This is a genomic window from Allobosea sp. CER48 (assembly GCF_044752385.1).
Lineage (GTDB): Bacteria > Pseudomonadota > Alphaproteobacteria > Rhizobiales > Beijerinckiaceae > Allobosea.
The window spans coordinates 1-8,192 of the sequence record NZ_JBIWYK010000109.1; the positions used below are offsets into that span (position 1 = coordinate 1).

Here is an 8,192-nt window from a genome sequence, read left to right on the forward strand (position 1 = left end):
GCAACGCGAGCAGCTGCGCCTCAGGCTGCACGCCAGCCTCCCGATCGCCGGCGACGGCACGATCGCGCTGGAAGCCCGCGCCTGGGCCCTGCGCGCGATCTCGCCCTGAGGGTGCGGCGGAGGGAGCCGCCGACAGGCGCCTTCCGTCATGGCCGGGCCTGCCCCGACCAGCCACGTCTTGGCCGCGATTGCCCGAGCCGATCTCGATGCGATCATCCATGATCAGCGTCGCAAGACTCGGGTGCTCGGCACGAGGCCGAGCATGACGTGGGGCGAAAGAACCGTGACGCCCTTCCCTTCTCCCGGATGGGAGAAGGTGGCGCGGAGCGCCGGATGAGGGTGTGCGAGTTCAATAGACGGCGCCCCGGCGCCGTCGCGGCTTAACGATGAGCGGCAGGCCCTCACCCCTGCCCCTCTGCCATCCGGGAGAGGGGTTCCCCGCGGTTCATCTCATCGCGCGCATCGAGGTCGATCGAGATCGCGCGAGGCATGGACGAGGTGGAGGGGACAGTCATGGCGAGTGGATCGATGGCGTCGCCGCCGTCATGGTCGGGCTTGTCCCGGCCATCCACGACTTTGCCGCGACTGCGCTGTCCAACGCCGATGAGGCCTCGTCAACAGCGCCGCGAGCCCTGGATGCTCACAAGCCCCGGCATAAGACCAAATGCGAGAAACGCACCGCGCTTCCCTCCTCCCAGATCCGAGATGACTGCGCGGAGCGCTGATGGGACGCCCGCCACAAATGCCGGACTCAGAGTCCTACTTCCTTCTCCGCCTCTCCGCCGCCCCTTTCGGCCGCGATTCCGGCACCGGGCCCATCTCGTCCAGTGTCGGCTTCCGCACGCGTGAGGTGCCCGTCAGCAGCGGGTTCGGCTTCTCGCCGGCTTTCGGCTTGCCCTCGCCGCCGCCCCAGTTATGCGGACCCATGTCTTCGTCGGTCGGTTTGCGGGCGCGGGTCGGCGGCAGGTTGGCGCTGGAGCCGTAGCTGCGCTCGCCCTTGTACCTGCCGGCGGAGGCCTCGACATCGCCCTGCCGGGCGAGCGGATCGTCGCTGATCGCCAGCTCCGTCGCCTGCAGGCGCTTGATCTCGTCGCGCAGGCGGGCCGCCGTCTCGAATTCGAGATCGGCCGCGGCCTCGCGCATGCGCTTCTCGAGATCGGCGATCGCGGCCTTGAGGTTGTGGCCCGAGGCCGGCGCCACCAGCCCCTTGTCGACCGTGACATGGTCGCGCTCATAGACCGAGCCGAGGATGTCGCCGATATTCTTCTTCACCGTCTGCGGCGTGATGCCGTGTTCCTCGTTATAGGCGACCTGCTTTTCGCGGCGGCGGTTGGTCTCCGCCATCGCCCGCTCCATCGAGCCGGTGACGTGGTCGGCATAGAGGATGACCTTGCCGTCCACGTTGCGGGCGGCGCGGCCGATCGTCTGGATCAGCGAGGTCTCGGAGCGCAGGAAGCCCTCCTTGTCGGCGTCGAGGATGGCGACGAAGCCGCATTCGGGAATGTCGAGGCCCTCGCGCAGCAGGTTGATGCCGACCAGCACGTCGAAGGCGCCAAGGCGCAGATCGCGCAGGATCTCGATGCGCTCGATCGTGTCGATGTCCGAGTGCATGTAGCGCACGCGCACGCCGTTCTCGTGCAGGTATTCGGTCAGATCCTCGGCCATGCGCTTGGTCAGCACGGTGACAAGGGTGCGGTAGCCGCGCTCGGTGACCTCCTTGACCTCGTCGAGGAGGTCCGCGACCTGATGCTTGGCCGGGCGGACCTCGACCGGCGGGTCGATCAGCCCGGTGGGGCGGATGACCTGCTCGGTGAAGACGCCGCCGGTCTGGTCCATCTCCCAGCCGCCGGGCGTGGCCGAGACATGCACCGACTGGGGCCGCATCGCGTCCCATTCCTCGAAGCGCAGCGGCCGGTTGTCCATGCAGGACGGCAGGCGGAAGCCGTATTCCGCCAGCGTCGCCTTGCGGCGGAAGTCGCCCCGGTACATGCCGCCGATCTGCGGCACGGTGACGTGGCTCTCGTCGGTGAAAACGAGAGCGTTATCGGGAAGATACTCGAAGAGCGTCGGCGGCGGCTCGCCCGGCTTACGGCCGGTGAGATAGCGCGAATAGTTCTCGATGCCGTTGCAGGAGCCGGTGGCCTCGATCATCTCGATGTCGAAGGTGCAGCGCTGGTCGAGACGCTGCGCCTCCAGGAAGCGGCCCATCCGGTTGAGCTCGTCGAGGCGGCCCCTGAGCTCCTCCTTGATCGACTTCACGGCCTGGGTCAGCGTCGGGCGCGGCGTGGTGTAGTGCGAATTGCCGTAGACCTTGATGAATTCGAGCTCGCCGGTCTTCTGCCCGGTGAGCGGGTCGAATTCCGAGATCGACTCGACCTCGTCGCCGAACAGGCCGATGCGCCAGGCGCGATCCTCATAGTGCGCCGGGTAGAGTTCGATCACGTCGCCGCGGACGCGGAAGGTGCCGCGGGCGAATTCGTGCTGGGTGCGCTTGTACTGCAGCGCGACGAGATCGGCGATCAGCTGGCGCTGCTCGATGCGTTCGCCGAGCTTCACCGAGAAGGTCATCGCCGTATAGGTCTCGACCGAGCCGATACCGTAGATGCAGGACACCGAAGCGACGATGATCACGTCGTCACGTTCGAGCAGGGAGCGCGTCGCCGAATGGCGCATGCGGTCGATCTGCTCGTTGATCGAGGATTCCTTCTCGATATAGGTGTCCGAGCGCGGGACGTAGGCCTCCGGCTGGTAATAGTCGTAATAGGAAACGAAGTACTCGACCGCGTTGTCGGGGAAGAAGCTCTTGAACTCGCCGTAAAGCTGGGCCGCCAGCGTCTTGTTCGGGGCGAGGATCAGCGCCGGGCGCTGCGTCTCCTCGATCACCTTGGCCATGGTGAAGGTCTTGCCCGAGCCGGTGACGCCGAGCAGCACCTGGTCGCGCTCCTGCCGGCGAATGCCGTCGACGAGATCGGCGATCGCGGTCGGCTGGTCGCCGGACGGGGAGAAGTCGGACTTCATCGTGAAGGCGATGCCGCCTTCCGATTTCTCGGGACGTTCCGGCCGGTGCGGCGTCCAGGGCTTGCCGGGCTGGATGAAGGGGCTGCCGGTCTCCAGAAGATGCTGCAGCGAGCTTGCCGTCGCGGCGGCCGCGCCCTCGGCGCCGATGAAGGCGGAATCCGCCTTCTTGGAGAGCTTCTTCTTCGGCCGCTCGTCGCCGTCGCCCGGGCGCGCCTCGGCCTCGTAACCCGCCTGCGGCTTGTCGCTGAAACCGGAGGCGCCGCCCGGCACCGCCGTGCCGCGGTTGATCGCAGGGTTCAGGAGATCGGCGAGATAGCCTTCGAGCGGCTTCAGCTCGGGCTTCGTCGCCTTTGAATTCGGCGTGCGCGCCGAAGCGGGCTTCTTCGCCGCTTTCGGCTTGGTCGCGGTGGTGTCGGAGCTTTTCGGCATGGCCGCAATATGGGGCGGAACGGGCGCGGATGCGAGGGGGTGCGCGGCGAGCCGGGTGCGATTGGTGACAGGAGTTGACAGGAACGAAGAATACAATCTTAATTTGCATTACTGATAACGCGACAACCTGAAGGGACGGACCATGTCGGGGGGCGGGTCCGAGCCGGCGGGCGATGAAACAGAGGCCTTCATTGCCCGCTGGCGCGTCTCGGAAGGGGCGGAGCGTGCGGCCTATGCGCAGTTCCTGAGCGAGTTCTGCCGGCTGATCGGTGTCGAGCCGCCGCAGCCCCCGACCAGCGACACCGACACGGTGAGCTACCGCTTCGAATATCCCGTACGCTTTCCCGACGGCCAGGGCGGGCACAGCACCGGGCGCATAGACCTCTACAAGAAGGGAGCCTTCGTTCTCGAAGCCAAGCAGAGCCGGCTGAAAGGCGGCGCGAAGGAGATCTTGCCGGCGGACGGAGACATGCGACGAGACGGCGCGAGCGCGCCGCAACCGCGCGTCCGGTCAGCCTCCGGACATGGCCGCCAGCCGTTCATGCTGAACGCCCGCAACCAGGCCGAGCGCTATGCGAAGGCGGTGCCGGCAGACCATGGCTGGCCACCCTTCATCATCGTCTGCGATGTCGGCCATTGCTTCGAGCTCTACGCGGACTTTTCCGGGCTCGGGAAGAACTATGCGCAGTACCCGGACCGGCACCGCTTCCGCGTCCCTCTCGATGATTTCCGCAAGCCGGACGTCCCTTCCCGGGATTCCAGCCCCAGAGCACGAGCGTGTCGGTCGTGACGTGCTTCACCAGTGCAGCGAGGTCGCGGCTGCCATTGCGGTTCTGGTCCTTCAACTGCTCGCAGATCTGAGCGACCGACTTGCCCTCCCAGGCCATCGAGGCCGGAGCCAGCGCCCAGTGACCGTCGCCCGGGACCCCGGCGGGGTCGAAGTTCTGCTTGCCGTGGCAGGTCGCGCAGGGCAGCCCGACAGCGCCGTGGCCGTCCTTGCCGCGCACCACGACGGGCTCGTGCAGCTTGCGCAGATCGCCCTGACGCGGCCGCTCCGTCGCCGGGTGGCAGTTCATGCAGCGCGGGTGGGTGAGCACCTTGCCCATCTCGTTGAACAGCGCGACAGAGCGGTCGCGCTGGTTGGCGATGCCGGAGAAGCTTGAGGCCGGGCGCAGGGTCGCGCCGCCCGGCTGGGCCTGACCGGCGTTCTGCGCCAGCGTCAGCGCGCTGCCGCCGATGCAGACGATGAGCGCCGCGGCTGCGGCGAGGATCAGGTTCCGGCTCATCAGACATTGCCTCCCTGCATCGGCAGCTGGCGCGGCCGGCCATGTCCGAGCGCGGCGAGCGCGTTGGCTACGGCGGGGCCGATCGGCGGCACGCCGGGCTCACCGATGCCGCTCGGCTTCTCGGTCGATGCGATGATCCTGACCTCGACCTCCGGCATCTCGTGGATGCGCAGCGAACGGTATTCGTGGAAGTTGGTCTGCACCGGCCGGCCGCCATCGAGCGTGATCTGGCCGTAGAGGGCGTGGCCGAGGCCGAAGCCGATGCCACCCTCGACCTGAGCGCGGATGATGTCGGGATTGACCGCGACGCCGCAATCCACGGCGCACCAGACCTTGTGCACCCTGGGCTCGCCCTCCGGCCCCATCGAGACTTCGGCGATCTGGGCCACGAAGGAGCCGAAGCTCTCGACAACTGCGACGCCGCGGGCGCGGCCGTCGACCGGCCCCGGGCCCTTCCAGCCAGCGAGCTCGGCCACCGCCCTGAGCACGCCGGCCGCACGCGGATGCTTGTCGCCCATCAGCGCGAGCCGGCCCTGCACCGCATCCTGCCCGGCCGCCTGCAGCAACTCGTCGACGAAGCACTCGACGGCATAGCCCGTATGGGTATGCCCGACCGAGCGCCACCAGAGGGTCGGTACGCCAACCCTGGGATTGTGCACCTCGCAGCGGAAATCCGGCACCTCGTAGAAGATCTCGTTGGCGCCCTCGACCGATGTCGCATCGATGCCGTTCTTGACGACCATCGCCTCGAATGGCGTGCCGAGGAAGAAGGACTGGCCGACCAGCGTGCTCGACCAGGCGGCGATCCTGCCGTCCTTCACCGCGCCGCGGAAGCGATGCACGAAGAGCGGGCGGTAGTAGCCACCCGTCAGGTCGTCCTCACGGGTCCAGACCACCTTGACCGGGCGGTTCGGGCCGATCGCCTTGGCGACTGTCGCGAGTTCGGCCGCGAGGTGCTGGCTGACCTGGGCGCGCCGGCCGAAGCTGCCGCCGGCAAGCATCGTTTCCAGCATCACCTTCTCCGGCGGCAGGCCAAGGATCGCCGCGATGGTCTGGTGCTCGGTAGTCTGGAACTGGCTGCCGAAGCGGGCATGGGCGGTTTGCCCGTCCCATTCCAGATAGCCGTCGAGCGGTTCCATCGGCGCATGCGCCAGATAGGGAAAGACGAACTCGGCCTCGATGACACGATCGGCCCTGGCGAGCGTCGCCTCGGCATCGCCATGGCTGCCGGCGACGGTGCCGGGTTGCCGGGCGAGCTTGCGGTATTCGGCGATGAGCTCGGGGCTGCCGCGCTTCTCGGCCGCGCTGTCATCCCAGGTGACCTTCAGCGCCTCGCGGCCCTTCAGCGCCGGCCACATCCCGTTGGCATAGATCGCGACGCCGTAGCCGATCGACTTCACGTCGACGACGCCCTTGACCTTGAGCGCCTCGGCCGCGTCGAAGCTCGCGACCTTGCCGCCGAAGCGCGGCGAGCGGGCGACGACCACCGTCAGCATGCCGGGGGCGTGGATGTCGATGGTGAATTGGGCCTTGCCACGCGACTTGTCGGCGCTGTCGAGGCGCTTCACCGCGCCTTCCTTGCCGATCAGCTTGTAGGCCGAGGCGGGTTTCAGTGGCGGGTTCTCGGGCACGGACAGCCTGGCCGCGGCCTCCGCGAATTCGCCGAAGGAGCCCTTCCGGCCCGAAGCGTGGCTGATCACGCCATCCTCGACCTTGATCTCGCCGACCGGCACGTTCCAGGCGCCGGCAGCCGCCTGCACCAGCATCATGCGCGCGGCGGCGCCGGCCTTGCGCATCTGCTCCCAGCTATTGGCGATGGCGGTAGAGCCGCCGGTGCCCTGCACGCCGAAGGCGAGGTTGGCATAAAGCTTGACGTCGGCCGGGGCATGTTCGGCCCGCATCTGGCTCCATGCGGCGTCCATCTCCTCGGCCGCCAGCGTGGCGAGGCCGGTGAAGGGGCCCTGGCCGAACTCGATATGCTTGATCAGAACGGTGACGGTGGAGTCGGGTGCAACGCGGATGAAGGCGTTCGGCGCGAAGGTGGCGTTGCCACCGGGTCGATAGGCCGCGCCGGCGCCGGACTGCGCCTTCGCGGCGCCCGGCAGGTGGAAGCCGATGACGAGCGCGCCGGCGCCTGCCAACAGGCTGCGGCGGGAGAGCTTGGGGTCATGCGCGGTCATCGCTCAGATCTCCAGCGCACGGGCCGCGTCATGGATCGCGGCGCGAATACGGACGTAAGTGGCGCAGCGGCAGATGTTGCCGTTCATAGCGAGATCGATGTCGCGATCGCTCGGCTTCCTGTTCTCCCTGAGCAGGGCGATCGCGCTCATCACCTGGCCGGACTGGCAGTAGCCGCATTGCGGCACGTCGCGGGCGATCCAGGCGGCCTGGACGGCATCCGCCTCCTTGCCGGCGAGGCCCTCGATGGTGGTGATCTCGCTGGTGCCGACCGCAGAGACCGGCGTGACGCAGGAGCGCAGGGGCTGGCCGTCGATGAAGACGGTGCAGGCGCCGCACTGGGCAACGCCGCAGCCGAACTTGGTGCCGGTGAGGCCGATATTGTCGCGGATCGCCCAGAGCAGGGGCGTATCGTCGTCGACGTCGACGGAATGCGTCGTCCCGTTGACCTTGAGAGAGACCATGGTTGCCTCCGATGCTGGCAAGACGCAGCGCGGCACCATGGTGCGGATCGAGGGCTCGCCCTCGATGGCCCGATCTGACATATCAGATGGCGGGCGATGAATCCGAAGCCCTGGGTCGCGCGACTGGACTAAGTAGACGATTTGAGTCTAATTAGGATGGTCGCGCGCAGTTTGGATTTTGTCAAGACTACTGACGCTGCAATGCCGGACAGAATCGAAAGTTCCAGCTCTCTCCCCGTCGACGACGTCAGCGTGCGCGTCGACCAGATCGCCGACGCGGCGCTGCGGCTTTTCGCCCGCTACGGCTACAAGCGCAGCTCCATGGACGACATCGCGAAGGAGGCGGGGCTCGCCAAGGCGACGCTCTACCTCCACTTCAAGGGCAAGGACGATGTCTTCCGTGCCATGCTGGACCTGCTCGCGCGCCGGGTCGAGGCACGTTGCCGTGAGGTCCTTTCGACCACGGGGCCGTTTCCGGAACGCCTCAACGCGCTGCTCCAGGCTCATCACGGGCTTGCCTATGCGAGCTTCGGCACTGGCGAACATCTCGTCGAGCTCAAGGCCGTGATGAACACGATCGCAACGCGCGAGTTGCAGGCGTTCGAGCAGATCTTCACCGGGTTCGCTCGAGAGCTGCTGCAGGATGCCCAGGATCGCGGAGAGATCATTCTCTCCCGTGCATCCCTCGATAGCGAAAGCTGGATTGGCGGGCTGATGTTCGCGGCGGCCGGTGCCAAGACCGGCACTCCGCCGAGCAGCGAAGATTATGCGCGCCGGCTGAAGACGATCGCGTCGGTGTTCTCGGCCGCCGTCACAG

5 protein-coding genes and 1 pseudogene are annotated in these 8,192 nt (G+C 67.3%); 2 read left to right on the plus strand and 4 right to left on the minus strand.

Annotated features, from left to right (window positions below):
- Positions 1-759 precede the first annotated feature (759 nt).
- Positions 760-3,447, minus strand: a complete 2,688-nt coding sequence (gene uvrB / locus ACIPIA_RS06380) for an excinuclease ABC subunit UvrB (RefSeq protein WP_400507756.1) — start codon at positions 3,445-3,447, stop codon at positions 760-762.
- A gap of 142 nt (positions 3,448-3,589) precedes the next feature.
- Between uvrB and ACIPIA_RS06385 the strand changes: the two are divergent.
- Positions 3,590-4,114, plus strand: a pseudogene (locus ACIPIA_RS06385) (type IIL restriction-modification enzyme MmeI); the annotation flags it as partial.
- Here ACIPIA_RS06385 and ACIPIA_RS06390 read toward each other — a convergent pair.
- The 3 genes from ACIPIA_RS06390 to ACIPIA_RS06400 are packed head-to-tail and all read right to left on the minus strand — an operon-like array spanning position 4,062 to position 7,375.
- On the minus strand, positions 4,062-4,733 hold the full coding sequence (locus ACIPIA_RS06390) for an Isoquinoline 1-oxidoreductase subunit (protein ID WP_400507758.1): 672 nt from the start codon (positions 4,731-4,733) through the stop codon (positions 4,062-4,064). The pseudogene ACIPIA_RS06385 and the gene ACIPIA_RS06390 overlap by 53 nt on opposite strands.
- A complete protein-coding gene (locus ACIPIA_RS06395) occupies positions 4,733-6,913 on the minus strand; it encodes a xanthine dehydrogenase family protein molybdopterin-binding subunit (protein WP_400507760.1) in 2,181 nt (726 codons plus the stop codon). The genes ACIPIA_RS06390 and ACIPIA_RS06395 overlap by 1 nt, the downstream gene beginning before the upstream one ends.
- A gap of 3 nt (positions 6,914-6,916) precedes the next feature.
- Positions 6,917-7,375, minus strand: a complete 459-nt coding sequence (locus ACIPIA_RS06400; protein ID WP_400507761.1) for a (2Fe-2S)-binding protein — start codon at positions 7,373-7,375, stop codon at positions 6,917-6,919.
- 156 nt (positions 7,376-7,531) lie between these two features.
- Here ACIPIA_RS06400 and ACIPIA_RS06405 point away from each other — a divergent pair.
- The coding region (locus ACIPIA_RS06405; protein ID WP_400507763.1) for a TetR/AcrR family transcriptional regulator at positions 7,532-8,192 on the plus strand (661 nt) is incomplete at its 3' end.

Bases quoted from the DNA above. Each gene is read 5' to 3' on its own strand.
- uvrB (WP_400507756.1), bottom strand. From the start codon at position 3,447: ATGCCGAAAAGCTCCGACACCACCGCGACCAAGCCGAAAGCGGCGAAG.
- ACIPIA_RS06395 (WP_400507760.1), bottom strand. From the start codon at position 6,913: ATGACCGCGCATGACCCCAAGCTCTCCCGCCGCAGCCTGTTGGCAGGC.
- ACIPIA_RS06390 (WP_400507758.1), bottom strand. From the start codon at position 4,733: ATGAGCCGGAACCTGATCCTCGCCGCAGCCGCGGCGCTCATCGTCTGC.
- ACIPIA_RS06400 (WP_400507761.1), bottom strand. From the start codon at position 7,375: ATGGTCTCTCTCAAGGTCAACGGGACGACGCATTCCGTCGACGTCGAC.